Source organism: Treponema denticola, assembly GCF_024181645.1.
Lineage (GTDB): Bacteria > Spirochaetota > Spirochaetia > Treponematales > Treponemataceae > Treponema_B > Treponema_B denticola_A.
This window is the reverse complement of the sequence record NZ_CP058624.1, coordinates 1,638,758-1,658,810: the sequence shown is the minus strand read 5'-3', so window position 1 is coordinate 1,658,810 and position 20,053 is coordinate 1,638,758. Positions and strand designations below refer to the sequence as shown.

At 38.7% G+C, this 20,053-nt stretch carries 17 protein-coding genes; 12 read left to right on the top strand and 5 right to left on the bottom strand.

Annotated features, from left to right (window positions below):
- The first annotated feature begins 41 nt into the window (after window positions 1-41).
- The 6 genes from HO345_RS07825 to HO345_RS07800 all read left to right on the top strand — a co-directional run bounded on the left by HO345_RS07825 (window position 42) and on the right by HO345_RS07800 (window position 5,244).
- Window positions 42-1,268, top strand: a complete 1,227-nt coding sequence (locus tag HO345_RS07825; protein ID WP_253682377.1) for an FprA family A-type flavoprotein — start codon at window positions 42-44, stop codon at window positions 1,266-1,268.
- Between the two features lie 110 nt (window positions 1,269-1,378).
- Entirely contained in the window at window positions 1,379-2,026 is a 648-nt protein-coding gene (locus HO345_RS07820) for a PTS sugar transporter subunit IIA (protein WP_253682376.1), read from the top strand.
- Between the two features lie 12 nt (window positions 2,027-2,038).
- Complete coding sequence (gene rsmA / locus HO345_RS07815; RefSeq protein ID WP_253684597.1) at window positions 2,039-2,932, top strand: 16S rRNA (adenine(1518)-N(6)/adenine(1519)-N(6))-dimethyltransferase RsmA; 894 nt, start codon at window positions 2,039-2,041, stop codon at window positions 2,930-2,932.
- Window positions 2,929-3,438 carry a DUF8521 domain-containing protein gene (locus HO345_RS07810; protein WP_253682375.1) on the top strand — a complete coding sequence of 170 codons (510 nt, stop codon included), beginning with the start codon at window positions 2,929-2,931 and terminating at the stop codon, window positions 3,436-3,438. The genes rsmA and HO345_RS07810 overlap by 4 nt, the downstream gene beginning before the upstream one ends.
- A complete protein-coding gene (locus HO345_RS07805; RefSeq protein WP_253684596.1) occupies window positions 3,425-4,465 on the top strand; it encodes an RluA family pseudouridine synthase in 1,041 nt (346 codons plus the stop codon). Before HO345_RS07810 ends, HO345_RS07805 begins: the two co-directional genes overlap by 14 nt.
- Window positions 4,459-5,244 (top strand): pseudouridine synthase family protein, encoded by a 786-nt coding sequence (locus HO345_RS07800; RefSeq protein WP_253682373.1) that lies wholly within the window; start codon window positions 4,459-4,461, stop codon window positions 5,242-5,244. The genes HO345_RS07805 and HO345_RS07800 overlap by 7 nt, the downstream gene beginning before the upstream one ends.
- On the opposite strand, the gene HO345_RS07795 is transcribed toward HO345_RS07800, so the two are convergent.
- A complete protein-coding gene (locus tag HO345_RS07795; protein WP_253682371.1) occupies window positions 5,177-6,529 on the bottom strand; it encodes a bifunctional folylpolyglutamate synthase/dihydrofolate synthase in 1,353 nt (450 codons plus the stop codon). The two genes, HO345_RS07800 and HO345_RS07795, sit on opposite strands and share 68 nt — an antisense overlap.
- Window positions 6,530-6,614: 85 nt before the next feature.
- Here HO345_RS07795 and murC point away from each other — a divergent pair, with 85 nt between their 5' ends.
- The 3 genes from murC to cmk are packed head-to-tail and all read left to right on the top strand — an operon-like array spanning window position 6,615 to window position 9,502.
- The gene (gene murC, locus HO345_RS07790) at window positions 6,615-8,060 is read left to right on the top strand and encodes a UDP-N-acetylmuramate--L-alanine ligase (protein ID WP_253682369.1); all 1,446 of its coding nucleotides are present in this window, start codon (window positions 6,615-6,617) and stop codon (window positions 8,058-8,060) included.
- Between the two features lie 2 nt (window positions 8,061-8,062).
- Window positions 8,063-8,929, top strand: coding sequence for a YicC/YloC family endoribonuclease (locus HO345_RS07785; RefSeq protein WP_253682368.1), 867 nt, complete (start codon window positions 8,063-8,065; stop codon window positions 8,927-8,929).
- Window positions 8,930-8,938: 9 nt separating this feature from the next.
- Entirely contained in the window at window positions 8,939-9,502 is a 564-nt protein-coding gene (cmk, locus tag HO345_RS07780; RefSeq protein WP_253682366.1) for a (d)CMP kinase, read from the top strand.
- Here the strand turns inward: cmk and HO345_RS07775 are convergent.
- On the bottom strand, window positions 9,494-10,171 hold the full coding sequence (locus HO345_RS07775; protein ID WP_253682364.1) for a response regulator: 678 nt from the start codon (window positions 10,169-10,171) through the stop codon (window positions 9,494-9,496). The two genes, cmk and HO345_RS07775, sit on opposite strands and share 9 nt — an antisense overlap.
- 12 nt (window positions 10,172-10,183) lie before the next feature.
- Window positions 10,184-11,158, bottom strand: a complete 975-nt coding sequence (locus HO345_RS07770) for a hypothetical protein (protein WP_253682363.1) — start codon at window positions 11,156-11,158, stop codon at window positions 10,184-10,186.
- Window positions 11,159-11,368: 210 nt separating this feature from the next.
- On the opposite strand from HO345_RS07770, the gene thrS reads away from it, so the two are divergent.
- Window positions 11,369-13,126 (top strand): threonine--tRNA ligase, encoded by a 1,758-nt coding sequence (thrS, locus tag HO345_RS07765; protein WP_253682361.1) that lies wholly within the window; start codon window positions 11,369-11,371, stop codon window positions 13,124-13,126.
- An 86-nt stretch (window positions 13,127-13,212) separates the two neighbouring features.
- Here thrS and HO345_RS07760 read toward each other — a convergent pair whose 3' ends face one another.
- Entirely contained in the window at window positions 13,213-13,971 is a 759-nt protein-coding gene (locus HO345_RS07760) for a hypothetical protein (RefSeq protein ID WP_253682359.1), read from the bottom strand.
- A 30-nt stretch (window positions 13,972-14,001) separates the two neighbouring features.
- Window positions 14,002-17,376, bottom strand: coding sequence for a periplasmic flagellar collar protein FlcA (gene flcA, locus HO345_RS07755; protein ID WP_253682357.1), 3,375 nt, complete (start codon window positions 17,374-17,376; stop codon window positions 14,002-14,004).
- Window positions 17,377-17,634: 258 nt separating this feature from the next.
- Here flcA and HO345_RS07750 point away from each other — a divergent pair, with 258 nt between their 5' ends.
- Window positions 17,635-18,339 carry a DUF4912 domain-containing protein gene (locus tag HO345_RS07750; RefSeq protein ID WP_253682355.1) on the top strand — a complete coding sequence of 235 codons (705 nt, stop codon included), beginning with the start codon at window positions 17,635-17,637 and terminating at the stop codon, window positions 18,337-18,339.
- Window positions 18,326-19,903, top strand: a complete 1,578-nt coding sequence (locus HO345_RS07745; protein WP_253682354.1) for a glycoside hydrolase family 57 protein — start codon at window positions 18,326-18,328, stop codon at window positions 19,901-19,903. The genes HO345_RS07750 and HO345_RS07745 overlap by 14 nt, the downstream gene beginning before the upstream one ends.
- Window positions 19,904-20,053 lie beyond the last annotated feature (150 nt).

Here is a 20,053-nt window from a genome sequence, read left to right as displayed (position 1 = left end):
TTTTTAATCCGCAGCTTTTATCTTATGGAGGTATCAATTTTATGGAAGCAAAAAAACTTACAGAATCCGTTTATTGTATTCATGCAGATATACATGACAGAACTGCACGCTTTGAGGGTATATGGTTATTGCCCCACGGCGTTTCTATAAATTCTTATGTTGTAAAGGGAGAAAAAACAGCCCTTATAGATATAGTAAAAGACTGGGACGGCTCGGTAGATTCTTACAGAAAGCAGCTTGAATCCATAGGACTTTTATTTTCTTCTTTTGACTATGTAATTTTAAACCATCTTGAACCGGATCATGCAGACCTTATAAGCCTTGTGCGGCAAGAAAATCCAAAAGCTGAGATCTTGGCTTCTGCAAAAGGTGTTGCCCTTGTCAAAAACTTTTTTAAGATAAACGAGGGGGTAAGGGCAGTAAAAGACGGAGAGGTTTTGGACCTAGGCGGAGGTAAAAAACTTATTTTTTATGAAACTCCCAATATCCACTGGCCTGAAACTATGATGACCTATGACCCTGACGATAAAATTTTATTCTCTTGCGATGCTTTCGGCTCATACGGCTGTATAGGCGAAAAAATCTTCGATGATCAGCACACGGAAGATGAGCTTAAATTTTTTGAAAATGAAGCCCTTAGGTACTATGCAAACATCGTTGCAAGTTTCAGTACCTTTGTAAACAAGGGAATCGAAAAACTTGCCGCCCTTGAGCTTAAATTTATTTGTCCGAGTCACGGTCTTGTTTGGAGGGGAAATCCTTCACGAATCGTAAATCTTTATAAAAAATTTGCAGATTATAATACCGGAACCGGAAGCGGGTTGGAAAAGACCATCTGTATTATTTGGGGCTCAATGTATGGCTATACCAAGGCCGGCCTTGATGCGGTTATTGAAGGCATAGATGAAGAAGGCGTCCCTTATTCTATCTATAGAATTCCCGACACGGATGCTACCTTTATTTTGGGCGAGGCCTACCGCTCAGCAGGTCTTTTATTGGCAATGCCTACCTATGAGTACAAGATGTTCCCGCCCATGGCCCATATCCTTGACCTCTTTGAAAGAAAACACTTTATCAATAAAAAGGTGTTCCGCATAGGAAGTTGGGGCTGGGTAGGGGGAGCCAAAAAAGAATACGAGGAAAAAATAGAAAAATTTAAGTGGACCAATATCGAATCCCATGAATGGCAGGGTAAGCTCAGCGATGAAGATAAGCGGATATTAAAAGAAAGAGGCCGTGAATTGGCAAGGGCCGTAAAAAACGGATAAAAAACTTTGCTATATCTTGACATATTCTTACATTTTATGCAGAATACTTGAGCTCATTTTTTGTTTGTATGTTTAGTCGAGCAAGCTTAAATGTTTAGTGAGGTAAGTTATTGGCAAGCGAAATTTTAACTATTGAAGAAGTTGCCCGTTATTTGCGTGTTTCCGAGAGAACCGTCTACGAGTGGGCTCAAAAAGGTGAAATACCTGCCGGAAAGATTGGGACGGTCTGGCGTTTTAAAAAAGATGATATTGAGAGCTGGGTTGATGAAAGGTTAGCTTCTTCAAAAACTTCAGCTCCTAAGCAGCATAAAATAGTAACCGAAAGTTTTTTGTCGCCCGACAGGGTTGTCCTTTTGGATTATGCTTCAAAGCATGATGTTTTGGTTATGATGTCCGAGGTGCTGGCCAAGGCACCGCAGGTAAAGAATTCGACAGAGCTTTTAGATTCCATACTAAAAAGGGAGGCCCTTATGTCTACCGCTGTAGGAAGAGGAATTGCTATTCCTCATGTAAGGCTTTCTTCCGTTACCGATCTTGTCATGGCTGTAGGTATTTCTAAAAGGGATATTTTAGACTTTGACGCTGTTGACGGAAACCCCGTGCGATTGGTTTTTATGATTGCCGCTGCAAACAATCAGCATGATTATTATTTGCAGACGATCTCCCATTTTAGTGCAAAACTGCGTAATGATGAACTTAAAAGTAAGCTCCTAAATTCTACCGACCCCATGGAGATTTACGCCCTTTTGTGCGAATAGGCTGCGGTAGTGATGGACTCCGGGGCTTTTTTAGGTCTTCCGAATTATGACTCTCCGGCGGAACTCAAGGCTCTTTTAGAGACTCTGGGTTTTGCCATGCAAAAAAAATTCGGCCAAAATTTTTTGATAGATAAAAAGACCCGCGAGAACTTGATTTCCTTTTTAAATCTTGATAAGGGAACAAGGGTTTGGGAAGTAGGCCCCGGACTTGGGGCTATGACCTATCTTCTTTTAGAAAAGGGAGTTAAGCTTACCGCTTTTGAAATTGACAAGGGCTTTATATCTCTTTTAAAAAAATTCTTTTTAGAAAGCTCAAAACAAAACTTTACCTTAATTGAAGGGGATGTTCAAAAAAACTGGCTTCCGTACTTAAATGAGCATGGAAAACCGGATGTTTTTTTCGGTAATCTTCCGTATAACATCGCCTCTGAGCTGATTGCTTCCACGGTAGAAGCCGGTATTGTTTTTGATACAATGCTTTTTACCGTGCAAAAAGAAGCTGCCGAAAGAATTACTGCAAGGCCTGACAATAAAAACTATACGGCATTTTCGGTACTTTGCTCCTTGTTTTATGAGTGTAAGATAGTAAAGACTATTCCGGCCTCAGCTTTTTGGCCCCAGCCCAATGTAGAATCCGCTGCCGTCTTGTTTAAGGCGAAAAAAGAATTTGCAGAATATAAAAACTTTAAGCTTTTTATCAAAATAGTCAAAGCCCTTTTTTCTTCTCGTCGAAAAAATATAAAGAATAATTTAGGTTCGTGGATGAAATCAAACGGATACGGCGATAAGATCGATTTTGTTTTAGAAAGGTCAGGCTTAAGCGGAAATTTAAGAGCAGAGTCCCTTGCCCTATATGATTTTTTACTTCTTTCTGATATAATTTCTTCTTTGGATAAAAATAAATGAAGCATACAAAAAAAATTGCCTTTTTGATTTTCTTTGTTTCTCTTTTTTCCGTTTTTCCGGTTTATGCTGAAGATTCCAATGTTTCAAGAACTCCCGATCCTTATGGGGCAGAGGAATTTAAGCAATGGCAAAAGGATTTACGCCGCTTTGAGATTATAACTTTCGGTGCTCTGCCCTTTGTTTCTCTTTTATCGTTTTGGGCCTATGACATAGGCCGTTCAATAGCTCATAAGGGGGATCCGGCCTATAATCCATGGCCTATTAAAGATGCCAAGATTGCAGTAAGTCTTACCGAAAAGGAACAGCTGGGAATTTTTTTAACGGCTGTAGGTATTTCTTTGGGGGTTGCAATAATAGATTTAACCTACCGTTCAATTAAAAGGGCTAACGCAAAAAAACTTGAGGAAAAAAATGAAGATGAAGCGATTTTGTTGATTCCCATTGAAGAAAATAAAAGTGAAGAAAACGAAACTTCAAAAACAGGGCAATCTGATGACGCTCAATAAGAGTGTTTCTTTTAGATCTATATCCGAAAAGTTTAAGGTTGAAGGCCTTGTATCTCCTTGCAGGATTGATGTTTATTGTACCGAAAAGCTGAAACGCTTAAGCCGCTCGCAATTAAAGACGGGCTTACAGTCTCTTTATGTAAATTCGCAAAAAGCCAAGCTTTCGCGCAATGTTCAAAACGGAGACCTTATTGAGCTTGTTTGGGATAATCCGATCCCCGAATACGCTCATCCTCAAAAATTTCCGCTTAATATAATTTATGAAGACGAGAATATAATTGTTGTAAACAAGAAAAGGGGCATGGTAACGCATCCGGCAGGCGGAAATTGGGATGGCACTCTTGTAAATGCCTTAAATTATTACAGGCTTTATGATTCTAAAATTAGGGATGAGTTTGCCGTAGAACTTAATAAGTTTTTAAGTGAAGAAAGGGACTTAAAAAATATTGAGAATTTTTTCTTAGAGCCCTACCGCATGGGTATTGTTCACCGTCTGGATAAGGAAACTTCGGGGCTTATTATTACTGCAAGGAATTTAAAAACCGAAAAGCTTTTAAAATCTTTTTTTAAAAAGAGGGCGGTAAAAAAATATTATCTTGCAGTTCTTGACGGTGTTCCGCCTAAAATGGGCAGGATAAAAACTTCTGTTTTTCGATCAAGTTCCGACAGAAAAAAATTTAGCGTTTCTGCCGATTTGTCAAAGGGAAAAAAGGCTCTTTCAGCCTATAAGGTTCTGAAATCCAACGGAAAAATGTCCTTGGTTCTTTTTAGAATTTATACCGGAAGAACTCATCAAATCCGCTTACATGCCAAGTTTATGGGATGTCCCGTTGCAGGCGATAAGGTTTACGGCAAAAAAAAGACAGGCCTTCATAAAAAGACCGGGCTTGAGAAAAAGGCCGATCTTCCTTTGATGCTTCATGCTTATAAGCTGATAATTCCTGACGGCTCAAATTCAAAAAAAGAATTTAAGGCATCTCTACCTGAAGATTTTAAACAAATACTGATACGGGAGGCTCTATGTTAATTGATTGTAAATTTTCTTCTCAAGCTGAAGTGATTTTTGAAAATGAGGCTTATGCCGTTCTATATAAGCCTCGCGGAATGCCTACAGCTCCTCTTTCAGAAGATGAAGAAGGGACTCTGGTTTCTTGGTTTTTAAAAAGCTGCCCCAAAGCAGCGTCAGTAAAAGGAAAAAAGGATATTGAAGCAGGCCTTGTTCACAGGCTTGATACGGCAACAAGCGGTTTGGTTTTAATAGCAAAAAATCAGGAAAGCTATGATGCCTTAAATTTAATGCAGGCAAACAATTTGATAAAGAAAACTTATGTTGCCTTTACGGATATTGATAACGAATCGGATTTAAATGCCGATTTTTCACGCTTGAACCTTCCATACAGAATTTCAAGTCAGTTTAGAAGCTTCGGGCCCAAGGGTAAAAAAGTTCTTCCCGTTTTTTACGGTATGCGAGATTTTTCTTCTACAGCTAAAATTTATACAACCAATATTATCGATATAAATGATGCAGATGATTCGGCGCCGAGGGTAACCTGCACCTTGACTCAAGGCTTTAGGCATCAGGTAAGGGCTCATCTGGCTTCTATCGGTTTGCCTATTTATGGCGATCCTTTATACAACGGAAAATTCAAAGATTTTCCGCAAGAAAAAATAGAAGATCATTCTTATCCCTTGCAGCTTTATGCCGTAGGTCTTTCCTTTCCGGAACCTAAAAGAGACTTTAAGCTTGAGGACTCAAAAGACTATGTATCCTTTTTGCTTCAGCCGCCAGATAAAATGATCCTGTAATCAAAAGTGGCTGCTTTTTTTCTCTGCATGCAATAATTTCGTTTTTTATTACGGCTTCGTAGTCCGCATTTTTTTCTACCATACAGGAAGAACCTTTAAGCCCTTCTTGGAAAATTTTATAGCTTAAATCGGGATTACTCTTTTTTGAAGAACCCGGAATTGTAACGATTATTTTTGTAAAATTATCCTTAAAAAAAGGAACCATGTCCTTTACGTTTTTGTCTTCGGCACATGCAAAGATGAGAGTTCCTTTTTCTTTTACAAGCTCGGTATAGGTGCTCATGCACAGGGCAATGCTGTTTTTTGTATGGGCCCCGTCTATTATAATTTCGGGATTATCCGAGAGAAGCCCAAAGCGGGCGGGCAGCCATGCCGATGCAAGCCCTCTTTCTATAACCGCCTCATCCATTTCAGGAAAAAGATATTTTACCGTACAGGCTGCGAGGGCTGCGTTTTCCGCCTGAATCAGGTCAAGGAGTTTTAGGTTTGAGCTTATAGGTCTTTTAAAGAGACTGCCCAAGTAATGCGACTTTTCGAATTCCATATCTATTTTTAAGCCCGCTTTTGAAAGGCTGTAATTTACAGGTTCTTTTAGGATTTCGGGGATATAGAAAAAATCCGCATTTAGCTCAGCCGCTCTTTTTTTAAAGACCGCCAGCACTTCATCAGGCTGCTTACAGCAAAAGACCGGAGTGTTTTGTTTTATGATGCCGGCTTTTTCAAAAGCTATTTTTTCGAGGGTATTTCCCAAGTATTGGGTGTGCTCAAGCTCAATGGGTGTTAGAACGCAGGCCACCGGTTTGAGGATATTTGTCATATCAAGCCTTCCGCCCATCCCCGTTTCGATAACCGCCCAATCCGTTTTTTGCATACTAAAGAGCAAGAAGGCTGTAACGGTAACTATTTCAAACCAACCGGGATCTATTTCGGGTTCCTTTTTGAGTATAGCCCCAAAGCCTTCAACTATTTTTTTATAAGAGGCAGAGTAGGCCTCATCATCAAAAAAGTTTCCTGCTTGGGTCATCCTCTCTCTAAAGTCCGATACATGGGGAGATGTATAAAGGCCTGTTTTTTTTCCGGCTTCTTTTAAAATTGATGCAATCATGGTAGAAACGGAGCCCTTTCCCTTTGAGCCTGCAATATGGATCGATAAAAAATCGTCTTGAGGATTTCCGAAAAAATGAGCAAATTTCCGCATTTTTTTAAGATTGTTTTCGTCTTTGTGCGCATTTCTTTCATAATTTATAAAGGCATCAAGCCATTTACTGAATTCTTCGGTATTCATATAAGACCTCCGGGCCTTGGGTTTCGCATCAAGTTCCAAGCTGCGCCCTATTGCTAAAAAACAGAATATAGAATATTATATATACATGTGTCAAGTTATTCTACCCGATAATTTAAAAGGTTTTAAGATTTATATGATAGGTATTAAGGGTACGGGAATGACGGCTTTGGCGGAAATTTTGGTTTCGCGTGGAGCCGTGGTTTCAGGAAGCGATGTACCCGAAAATTTTTATACTGATGATGCTTTAAAAAAACTTAATATAGATATTTTTTCTCCTTTTTCTCCCGATAATATTCCTGATGATACAGGGCTTGTTATCTATTCGGCAGCCTATTCTCCTGAAAATAATGAAGAAATGTATGCTATAGAACAAAAAGACCTCCCTAAGATGTCTTATCCCGAGGCTATAGGCGCCTTGTCCCGTCATTCCTATTCTTGCGGCATTGCAGGTGTCCAAGGAAAGACCAGCACAACGGGCATTACGGGTTCTATCTTAAAAGAATTAAAACTTCCCGTTTCGGTATTAGCCGGAAGCGTAATAAAGAGCTTCGGCGATTCATGCACAATGCTCGGCGGTTCAAAATACTTTGTTGCCGAAACTTGCGAATATAAAAGGCATTTTTTAAACTTTCACCCTAAAAAGATAATTTTAACCGGTATTGAATCGGATCATCAAGATTATTATCCGACCTATGAGTCTATTTTGACAGCTTTTTTGCAGTATATAGACAGGCTTCCCCAATTCAGCGAGCTTTTTTATTGTGCCGATGATGATGGGGCTTGCGAGGCTGCCCGTTTAAGTTTTTCGAGCAGGCCTGATCTTATCTTTATTCCCTATGGGGAAAAGGCTTCGGGAGATTATAAGCTGACTGTTTCAGGCGTAAGGGACGAAAAACTTTATTTTTCTCTTGCCGGTTTTTCGGGAGAGTTTTATCTGCAAATTCCGGGGAAACATAATGCTTTAAATGCCGCTGCTGCAATAGCCCTTTCGGTGAGCCTTTTAAAAGAAGAATACGGCGAAATCTCTATGGCCAATGTTTCTGCCATCAAAAAGGCCGTGTCTTCCTATGCCGGAGCAAAGAGGCGTACAGAGTTAATAGGTAAGGTAGAATCTAAGGATATTTTGGTTTATGATGACTATGCTCACCATCCTACGGCTATCAAGTCTCTTTTAAGCGGCTTACGCCAATTTTATCCGAAAAGAAGAATAATTGCAGATTTTATGTCCCATACATATACGCGGACTGAGGCGCTTTTGGAAGAATTCGCTTCTTGTTTTGGAGATGCCGATATGGTAATTTTGCACAAGATTTTTAGTTCGGCACGTGAGAAATATCAGGGACAGGTAGATGCAGAGCTCCTTTTTAACCGCACAAAAAAATATCATAAAAACGTCTTTTTCTTTAATGAAGTATTGGACGCAAAAAACTTTGTTTTAGAAAAATTAAAGCCGGGGGATATTTTTATTACGATTGGTGCGGGGGATAATTATGTTCTGGGTACCGAGATTTTAAAGGAGCTGAATGTTTAAATATGAAAAGTATGACGGGCTATGCCCTTACCGAAAAGACCGAACCTAATTCCTTTATAAGTTTGGAACTAAAAAGCTATAATTCAAGATATTTGGATTTAAATTTAAATTTTCCCTTTTGGCTTTCTGCCCTTGAGCCTGTTTTTAGAGCTTACTTTTCTGAAAAAATAGCCCGCGGAAAGGTTGAAGTTTCCCTCCATGTAAAGGATGCGGATATAGATGTAGATATCCTAACCAACACTAAGGTTGCTAAGGCCTATGCAAAAGCTATGAGGGAGGTGGCTGAGGCTGCCGGGATAAACCCCGAAATAGATATAAACCGCTTTTCCGAAAAGGACGGCGTAATCATTATAGAAAGAAATATAGATATTCCCGCTTGGGAAAACACCTTGCTTCCCATATTTGAAGAAACCTTTACAAAATACGATAAGACGAGGCTTGATGAAGGAGATGTCTTAAAAAAAGATATTTTGGCAAATCTGGATAGGATTTACGCCTCATTGAAGGTGATAAAAAAATATGCTCCTCAAATGGAAGAAATTTTTTGCCAAAATATTAAAGAAAGATTTACCGAACTTTTAGGCAGCGAAATAAATGAACAGCGCATTATGCAGGAAGTTGCCGTAATGCTCGTTAAGTATACAATCAACGAAGAAATTGTCAGGCTTGAAGCCCATTGTAATTCTTTATCCCATGAGCTTAAAAAAAATGAACCCATAGGTAAAAAACTCGACTTTATCTGTCAGGAAATAAACAGGGAGATAAACACTATAGGTTCAAAAAATCAGATGATTGAAATGGCTCAGTCTATTATCGAAGTAAAAGATGCTCTTGAAAATATAAGAGAACAAAGCAGAAATGTAGAGTAGGGGTAAAGAATGAAAGAGCGAAATTATAAAATCCCTAAAGGAAAGGAATTGAGAATTGCAATTTCCGGCCCCTCCGGCTGCGGAAATACTACGGTTTCTACCTTAACTGCAAAGACCTTAAATTTACCATGTATCAATTATACTTTTAAAAATATAGCTAAGGAGCTTAATATCTCTTTTGAAGAGGTTTTACGAAGAGCCCAAGAAGATTTTTCTTTTGATAAAACGGTAGATAAAAAACAAATTGAGCTTGCAGAAGCGGGCTCCTGTGTCTTGGGTTCAAGATTGGCTATTTGGCTTTTAAAGCAGGCTGATTTGAAGGTTTATCTAAGGGCCTCAATAGATGTCCGCTCAAAAAGAATTCAAAAAAGAGAGGGCGGCGATATAGAAAAAATAAAGGCCGATACCGATTTGCGGGATATGGAAGACACACGAAGATACAAAGAGCTATACGGTATAGATAACACCAAATACGAAAAGGCCGATCTTATTATAGACACAGACAATCTTGCGCCTGAAAAAATTGTGGAAAAGATATTAGACGAACTTTATGCTCGAGGCCTTTTAATTTAAGAAATTTCTAATAGTTTTTTTATCTTCATCGGATAAATCCACAAATTTTAAATTTAAAATACCGTCATTTGAAACTATTTTACAAGTTGGAACTATAAAGTTATGCTCTATTTTTAAGGAGCATTGATCAAGAACCATGTCTGCATTTAAATTACCTACATTAGCAGGCATATCCGGTAAGAATGTTATATCGTTCTCGGTTAAGTTTTTTACCGTTCCAGTTATTATGGTTTCGTCTATAGGGTTTGTAAATAAAAACTGAACACTCTTTTCAATATTTTTGATATGCTTATAATTATACCGGTTAAAAATCATACGCAATTCTTTAAGAACGTCATTAAAATTATAGTTTTCTTTTAAGTTTATAATGCCCTGGACTCCTAAAAACATTGCTTTGTCTGCTTCATCTGCCGAAAAATCAGACGGAGTCAAAAGTATTACCGGTATTTCTTCCCTTGAAGTATCCCATCGGATATGCTGTGTAATGGGCTTCCAATGACGCGGAAAGTCTCTGGTATTGATAAGTACAATATTGGGACTAATTTCTTCAATATTATCCAAAGCTTTTAGCGGAGAGCGGTAATGTATAAGGTCAAATTTATACTCCGAAAAAAGGGGCTGCAAATCATCAGTTGAACGCGGTAAATCCGAAATCAATAATGCTTTCATTAAAACTCATCCTTATTCTGTTCCTAAGTTCTCGACTATATAATCATATACTGTCCATATCCCATCTTTTGAGGCTAAAAAATATGTAAAGCGTTTCTTTTCTCTAAAATTGGAGTATTCAAACCATTCTATTACCTTAACCTCTGCCTTGGTGTCTGTGTAGCCGGTATGTTCTATTTTAAATTCTACCGGAATAACGGCAATATCTTTGTCGACTCTTTCTTGGCTTAATTCGTGTTTATACACTTCAACCATTTCCATTCTGCCGGCTTCAGATTCGGCCTTAAATCTTCGGTTGCGGGAAGGATCTCTGGATATCATTTTTTCCAAATCCATATAGAGAAAAAATTGCTCCCATAGAGATTTTTGGCGGGCAGTTAAAAGATAACTTATTACCTGATCCGGCGGAATGGGCTTTGCTTGCAAGATCTCGCCTGAAAGCGGAGAAACAGGTAATGAACCCAAGGCTGCGGCTGAAGGTGCCGGTTTTATTTCAAGGCTTAACTTATTTGAAATTACATGTGTTTCCGAATTGTCAGAATACCGTTTTAATTCGGGAAAAAACAAAGAATTTACAAGGAAGATTCCGGGCTCGCTAATTTCGATATAATCTTTTATGTTCTCGATAAAAGAATATGTTTCGCCGGGTTCCAAGGTTATTTCGCGGAAATAAATTTGGCGGTTAGTATTTCTTTTTCTCATCCATTCTGCTGTGTGCTGTAATTGTCTGTTTTTGCTGTTTATAATTCCAAAATCTATACTAAAGGAACGGTCATCTGCAAGTTTAAATCGAAGGGTTTCGGGATTATTGTTTGTAATTGAAATTTGTACAAAAATAGGTTCGGAAGCTCCCGATCCGGGATAATAAACACGCCTGTCATAAAATCTTATAGAAACATCGGCCTTTGAAACAGGCTCGGTCATGTTTTGAGCAAATATAAATAAAGACTGAATAATGCAAAAAATACTTATTAAAACTTTTTTCACCTTAGATTCCTCCGTTTTAGATTAAGAAAGCCTCAACCTATTATCGGCATTTTTTTTCTTTTCCATTAGTTTATGCATTATACTCTATTGACTCAAGACTAATCAATAGAGTATACTAACACAGATGTGCTAATGTTTCTTTTAAGCTATAACAGTATATAGCTTTTTTTTAAAATTAACAATACATGTCAGCATAAGATAGGGGAAAATATGTCAACTTTACAAGAAAAATCAAAAAAATTAAGTACTCTGAGGCATAGTACTGCCCATGTTATGGCTGAAGCCGTAGTCAAGCTGTTTCCGGGAACAAAGGTTGCGATCGGGCCGGCTATCGATTACGGATTTTATTATGATTTTGAACTGCCTCGTCCCATAAACAATGATGATTTACCCGCAATCGAAAAAGAAATGCGTAAAATTTTAACTACCCGTTCAAATTTTGAAAAAGAAGTGATAAGCCGAGAGAAAGCTCTTGAAATGTTTAAAGATCAGCCTTTTAAGATTGAACTTATAAAGGGTTTACCCGCAGAGGAAGAAATAAGTATTTATAAATCGGGAGAGTTTACCGACCTTTGCAGAGGTCCCCACGTATGCTCGATGGCCGACATAAATGCTCAAAGTTTTAAACTTATGAAAGTAGCCGGAGCATATTGGCGCGGCGATGAAACAAGACCCATGCTTACCCGAATTTACGGTACGGCTTGGGAAAAACCCAACGATTTAAAAGAATATTTGGCTATGCTTGAAGAAGCCGAAAAGAGGGATCATCGAAAGATCGGAAAGGCTATGAATCTATTTCATATAGATGAAGAAAATCCCGGGCAAATATTTTGGCATCCCAAGGGCTGGACTCTTTATTTGACCGTGCAAAATTATGTAAGACAACGCATAAAGGAAGACGGCTACCTTGAGGTGCATACACCCTTTGTTATGCCCCGCTCCTTGTGGGAAAGGTCGGGCCATTGGGCTAAGTATAAAGAAAATATGTTTATAACCGAAAGCGAAAAGCGCCTCTTTGCTTTAAAGCCGATGAACTGTCCTGGCCATGTGGAAATATTTAAGCAGGGAATTAAAAGCTACAAGGATTTACCCTTGCGCTTAGCCGAATTCGGTTCTTGTACCCGAAATGAGCCCTCGGGTTCTTTACACGGTATTATGCGTGTCCGAGGTTTTGTTCAAGATGATGCCCATATTTTTTGTACCGAAGAGCAAATTTCTTCCGAAGTTTCAAAATTCTGTGCCTTGTTAAAGCGCATGTATGCAGATTTCGGCTTTGCTGAAGATAAAATTCTTGTTAAATTTTCTACGCGCCCCGAACAGAGGGTAGGGGACGATGCTACATGGGACAGGGCGGAAAAGGCCTTGGCTGATGCCTGTGTAGATGCCGGGCTCGAATATGAAATTGCAGAAGGCGAGGGCGCTTTTTATGGGCCTAAGCTGGAGTTTACTTTGATCGATGCACTCGGCCGTGAATGGCAGTGCGGAACCATACAGGTAGATTATCAGCTTCCGTCTGCAGAAAGACTCAATGCCGAGTACATAGGCGATGACAACAATAAGCATCATCCTGTAATGCTTCATAGGGCAGTTTTAGGCTCACTGGAAAGGTTTATAGGAATCTTGATAGAAAATTGTGCAGGTATTTTGCCTCCTTGGCTGGCCCCTGTGCAGGCGGTTATCGTTCCCGTAGCTCCCGCCTTTAACGAGTACGCTCAAAAGGTTCAAAAAACCTTGGACGAAAAAGGCTTTAGGGTTATAGCCGACATCGGAACCGATAGAATGAATGCCAAAATCCGAAAACACCAAGAAGAAAAGGTCATCTATCAGCTTATTGTAGGCCAAAACGAAATGGACAATAATTCCGTTGCGGTCAGAATGAGAAAGGGCGGTCAAAAGGTTATGACCTTAGATGAATTTATCTCATTCTTAAAAGACAAGGTAGATTCTTTTGCTATTGATGCGGAATAGAAAGAAATTAAAAAATTTTAGGGCATCTCTAAAAAACTTGTTGGATTTTTAGAGGTGCCCTTTAACTTGTTTCTTTTTGCGAATAACTATTTTTTGACCGCAGGGTGTAAGACAATACCTGCCTGCACTATTAAGCCGTCCGAACCCTTGTTGACTAGTTTATCCCAAAGGTTTGAGAAGGGCAGGTAAGTTTTTAGCTGTACTCCTGCCTTCCAGCCTGAGGTTAGGGTATATTCGGCTTTAATGCGCAGTGAGGGGTAAATAAAGCGTCCGTTTTGCCAAAAATACCGGTTTATTTCCCGCACTTCTTTTGCTGCACTTAAGCCCTCAGCTCCTGTTTCCTCGGGTTTTATTCCGGGCTCAAGCAATCCGAATCGAAGAAAAAAAGCAAGGCCTCCGCCCACGCTGATCGTCCATCTTTTTAAGTCAAACCGTGCTAAAAAAGGAACATCAAGTAAAACGCTCATTGTAAGTGCCGTTCTATTTTCGATTTCGCAAATATAGGCCTTTTTTTTGTAAAAGCTATAGTGAAAAAGAGAAAAATCCAAGGAGGGAACTATACTTAACATTTTTATTCCCTTGTATTCATATTCGGCCCCTAGATTTAAGGCAGCGCCCAAGGGCGGAGCAGGATGTTTTTTCAGACTGGAAAATACCATTTCCGTACCGAAATAAAACCCGAAGTCTGATGGGACCTTAGCTAGAACTTTTGTTTGATCTGCCTCATTTGTTTCTTCGGTTTTTTGTTCAATTTCTTGTTTGGATGCCGCTTCTTGAGTATAGATATTAAAACTTAAAAAAATCAAAAGTAATGTGGAAAAAAATAATCTTGTTTTTTTGATCATAATTTCTCTCCGTTTTATTTTCGGGCCCGTCTATCTGTCTTCTGTTTGTTGTAGAATCTTTTCGTTTTCAAGGGTCTTAGGTATATCGCTGTAGATTTCCGGTACAAATGCTGAACGCGGTTTTACCATGTTTTGAATATTTGCATAAGCAAGGTTTATCGTTTTTGCCCTAATCATAGTTTCCGGATTTCTGTTTAGAGCGTCCCAAGCCCTTGTCGATTCCCCAAACAAGGATAGGGCTCTTCCGTTTTTGTTGGAATCTCCGTTTTGAACGGCTATCCTGTTAAGCACTACTGCAAGATTATTTGAAGTGTGCATATAGTCTTCAACAAATTCCGCATGGTCAACACGGGTTTGCGGAAAAATAATTCCCTTTCTTATTTTTTCGGCTTCCAGCAATTCCATCAGTCTTTCATAGTAAGCTTGGGCCGCAAAATAATTGGTATATTTAAATAGGACATTTCCAAAGCCGTATAAAAGGTTTCTATCGTTGGGCTTTTCGCTGTAAGCCATTGTCATAGCCTTCATCGCATCCGAATAATTTTCTTTTTGATAATGGATGTATCCCATCTTGTATTGAATTGAGGGACTGTTATTTAATTCACGGACTGCATGTTCGTAAGCATCCAAGGCTTCATCATAATCTCCGGCTATAAAATAGGAAATATCCCCATAGTTTGCATAAAGTTTTCCGACAACAGGGGACGGATATATACCTTTTTGAGCAGTGTAAGCTTCGTATTTGGCTAAGGCATTTGCATATATTTCTTGGGCTTCATTATAAAGCTTATCGCCTGCTATGAGCTCTCCGTAAAGGCGCATTGCATCTATCTGTCTGATGGTGCGTTTGGGAGTCATTTTTATGCTGTCTTCGTAGAGGTTTATTGCGTTTACAAGATAATCCTTGGCTGCTTCATTTTTTTGATTGTGTAAAAAGAAGCGTCCCATATTATAATTGGCTTCAGGGCTTTCAGGCCGTTTTTTTATGGATTTTTCCAATAGTTCCCGCAAGTCGTCTATTTTGCCTATCAGATTTTCAGAATCGGTAGGTTTGGGCTCATACCGTTTTTCAAGAAGATAGCCGCTGAGTTCGATTAGGTCTTCATCGGGCAGTTTTTTGTTTAAAAAATAGTTTTTTAAGGGTAAAACTTCGGCTAAATTATCGGTACGGATAAAATAACGCATCATTCTTTCTGAAAATACGTCCTTAGATCCGTAAAGGTTTATAAGGTTTGCATAGGTTTTTCTAGCTTCTTCATACTTTGTAGAATCTTCATCTGCCCAGTCCAAATAAACGTCTCCTAAGGCTAAAAGACTATCTTGGTCATTTATGTGATAGTCTAGGACTCCTCTTTTAAGAACCTTTTCGGCCTTTTCATAGTTGCGCAAATCGGTACTGAGCATATCTGCATATTCGATACCGCCTTGACGGTCATGGTTAAAGTCAGATAAAAGCCTTTCATAAATTGTTTCTGCGGATAGAAACTGCTTTTTTTTACGGAATGCATTTGCAAATTTAAAATACCATTTTCGTTTTTTCTTATAAGTGCCTGCCTCATCGAAGCGTTTGATAGCTTTTTCATATTGACCCGATTCTATACCGGTCATTCCTTCTTTATATAAGCCTTCGGCTACAACCGGTTTGTATATAAATTGCCATACAAGGACAAAAATAGAAAAGATAAAGCCTAAAGCTACTGTAGTTAAAATCGCAGCAGGTAATATTTTATTTACAAAGCGGTACTTAAAGCTGCGTTTTTCTTTTTCGTATTCTTCATAGGATTTTTTATCAAAGCCTCTTGGAATAGGGATGGATTTATCTAAGATACCTTCTAATTTGCTTACTATCTTTTTTAAAGAAACATCGCTTACAATTAAATGAACGATTTCCATCTTGTTTAATTCGGAATCGTCCACATTTACAAGATAGTCTTCAAGTTCTATTCGTAAATTGAGAGGAAATGAAGAAACTCTTTCTATCAGGTAGTCATAATCTTCTTCAGAAATTGAAAGGGGAATTTTTCCCTCATATTCTTCTTCATCTATGGGCTTTTTTGATTCAAAGAATTTAAAATTCTTATCGGGAGAAAATTGGATAAAACTTTCAGGAACCGAAAAATCATCCATTCCTCCGCCCATTTCCGTATTTAAAACATTGTCGTCTATAGCAAAGGCTGTGTGCTCGTCTATTTCGGGGATATCTATGTCGGTAAAGCCGGCTCCTTGAGATGAAGAGTCTTCTTGTGAAAAGCCCGGATCTTCCGAAGTTTGTAAGCTTTCTCCGGATAGAGAATCTTCAAAACTTGTTTCCAATGGTTCTGATGGCGTTGAAAAGCTTGAAAAGTCTCCTTCATCAGATTGTTGCGAAGACAGGTCTATACTGTCGGGGGTATCTGTGATGGGCGAAATATCTATACTTTCAAGGCCGCCGTCTTCGGGGGATAGGTCAAGACTTTCAAGGTCATCAGCTTCGGGCTCATCAGTCGCAGGCGATATATCAAGGTCTTCGAGCTCATCAGTCTCAGGCGATAGGTCAAGGTCTTCAAGCTCCTCAGTCTCAGGCGATAGGTCAAGGTCTTCAAGTTCATCATCTTTAGACGACATATCTAAACTTTCCGGAGAGTCCTTCTCAGGTGATAGGTCTAGGCCCTCAAGTTCATCTATTTCCGGCGACATATCTATGCTGTCGGGATTATTGGACAGAGGAGCAAAATCCATGCTCGTAAAACCTTCATTTTTGGGTGAAAAATCTATACTTTCAAGTTCGTCTACGTCATTATCGGTATCGCTCGATGCGGTTATGCCTAAATCGGCAGGTTCGAAAGATGTGCCGGCATCTTCTATGGGTTCTATTTTATCATTAAAAGCATCTAAACCGGCTATATTTTCTATGCCGGGTTTGTTTGTTTCATCTAAATCGGGTTCTTGTACTGCAAAGTCCGTATCAAAATCCGGGAAAATATCATCTGTCCCGCCATCCGCATTTACGGCATCTTTACTTCGGGCATCTTCAACCATATCCCCCAGTCCGGAGAGCAGAGCTTCGGGCACATCAAAGCCGTCATCATCTAAGCCGCCTATGTTATCCAATGAATCAGGCCCTTCAAGGTCCAAACCGGAAAGCATGTTGTCAAAGTCTTGGGAAGCGCCATCGTTTTCATCTTTTTCTGCAGGAAAGATATCTGCCGCATCAAATTCTGAAAGATCATCCTGTTCTTGTTTAGGAGGAATTTTATCTTCTTCTTTAAAACCTAATAAGTCATCCAGATTTACATCAGGAACAGGTATTTCTTTGGGTAACGGAAGATCTTCACGCCTTTCCCCCCATTTAGCCGTAATTTCGGGTTCGTTTGCTATTGTGAGAAGTTGATTTTTAAATTTTTCAAGCTCTTTTATACTGGGCATTTGAGCGGGCCTCCCCCCTTATTTTCGGCTTATTTTGGTTCAACTTGATATATTATTTTATACCATAAAATGAGTTTTTTTTCAATGAGTTCTAACATATTCAGAAACCAAGTATAAATGCCGATAATTTCAATATGATGCCGCTAAAAAGCTGTTTTATAGTTTACTTCTCTTGACATAACGGCTTTTTTTTTGCATTATTATGGACTAGTTTAATAGTGTAGTTGGCGGAGAAATCCGCTGATTTAGGGGAAATGTGTGAATTTATCAAAAAGTTATTTACAATCCGTTTCTACGGATGAGCTTTTACAAATTGCCGATGATTGCGGTATATTTGTGGCTAAGGGGCTGTGCAGAAATTTAATAATTGAAGAGCTGCTGGAAATAGAAGAAGATTCTAATGTATCCGATAACAAGTTTTTAAAAATCAGTACTGATGACTTGTTTTTAGATGATGAAATGGATGGTAAAGATAATTCAGTTTTGGCTCTTTCCTACAACAAGACTGAAATTCATGTGCTGCTTAGAGATCCTATGTGGGCCTTTGCTTTTTGGGATTTTTATAAGCCCGAATTTCTAAATTTAGTGAATGATCCTGATTTTGACTCTTTCTTTTTAAGAGTTCTTTTGCTTTCTGAAAATAATATATCCGAATCATATGATTATTTTGATATTGATATTACGGATTCCGATAGGAGCAGATATTTTTATCTTTCTTTTAATGATTCGGTAACAAGGGTCGAATTATGTTCCCGTAAAATTGAAGGAGAGATTTCCGTTTTAGCAAAGTCTAATCTTATAAGGCTTAGACGGGAAAATATTCCTAATAATTTATGCGTCCTTGACAATGATGTAAGCGCTTCTGTTTATTTTTCAGGAATTTCCGCATTAAAAAAACAGCATTTTAAAAATTATCGTCAGGCCTTTAGGGTAAAAGAGGAGCCGAAAATTGAAAGATTATAAATTGATTTTTATTTTGGATGCTCATTTGCCTTATGTGCGGAATGAAGTTGAGCAGGGGCTTATAGAAGAGGATTGGCTTTTTGATGCTTTATCTTATCTTTATCTGCCTGTTTTGAAAATGTGTTCTAATTTACAAAAAGATGATATTCCGTTTAAAATCGGAGTTGTTTTTGAGCCCGCACTATGCGATATGCTTGCCGACAAGATTTTGCAGGATAGATACCGTCAAAATATTCAGCGTAAAATCGAGTTTGCAAAAAAAGAACTTGAACGTTTTGCAGAATGTACAGAAACAAAAAAACTTATTCAGTACAACTTAAAGCGTTTTAATGATGATAAGCGTATATTTGAAGATTGCGGAGGAAATGTTTTAAAACAGTTTGATTATCTTGCCCGTCAAGGTTATGTAGAGTTATTGGCAACGACTGCAACCAATTCTTTTTTGCCGTTTTTTTTGAGTATGCCGGAAGCTATTGCTGCACAGATAGAAATGGGGCAGATAAATTACCGCAAACATTTCAGCTCTGTTCCCTCCGGTTTTTGGATTCCTTCAATGGCTTATTTTGACGGTTTGGATGATATTATAAGAAGTTACGGCTATGATTATACGGTTGTTTCTTCGGAAGGTTTTTTGCTTTCGGATAAGGTTCCGCCTGCCGGTGTTTTTTCGGCAGCAGCTTCAAAAAACGGATTAAAATTTTTGGCTTGTGATCTTTCCGCTTGTAATTCTATTTATAATGAGTCCAACGGGTTTCCTCAAAATAAGCTTTATATCGACGTAGAAAATGATGTCGGTTTTAAACAATCCGAAAAATATTTAGCTCCGGTATTTGATACTTCAAAGGGCCGGCGGGCAATAGGGTTTCGGTATTGGTCACAGGATGAAGAAGAAACTCTTTATGATATACAAAAAGCTCATGCTCAAATTTTGGCAGATGCCGAATCCTATGTGAAATCGCGTGCAGAGGCTCTAAGAGCTGTTAAAGAAATGGGGGTTTGTGAATCGCCTTTTTCTCTTTTGATTATCTCATCCGATTTTTTCGGTAAAAAATGGTGTGAAGGTCTTATCTGGCTTGAGCAGGTTTTTAGTCTGATAAATAATAATGAAGAGTTGGAAACTATGTTACCTTCAGGTGCCGCTAATTTGTCTAAGCAGCTGTATACCGTTAAGCCGTTTTTTTCTTCTTTTTTGCAATCAGGTTATGCGGATGAACTTTTAACAAAAGAAAACGACTGGATGTATAGATATATCATTAAGATTACCGAAAGGATGATAGATCTTGTCGAAATGTTTCCTGCAGACGGCAGCTTAAAAGAACGCGTTTTAAATGCTGCAGCGAGAGAGGTACTTCTTTTACAGTCCATTTATTGGCCCCTTTATATAAATGATCCGCAGCTTAAAGATTTTGCAGAAAGGCGTTTTGTAGAGCATGTCAATTCTTTTACGGCAGCCTATGAGGCTCTTGGAGCCGATTCACCTGATGCAAAATGGCTTTCAGAACGTGAAAGTAAATATCCGATTTTTAAAGATATAAATTACCGTATTTTTAGCCGCAAAAAATAATATACAAGGATGTACATTCATAAACGGACACGGATGTCCGTGGTTCTACGCTCGCAAGTTTTAGCCGCAGGCTAAAACTTGAAGATGAAAAATATACAAGGACGTATATTTTTCATCGGTCTTGCATAAAATCTTATAAATGTATAAAAT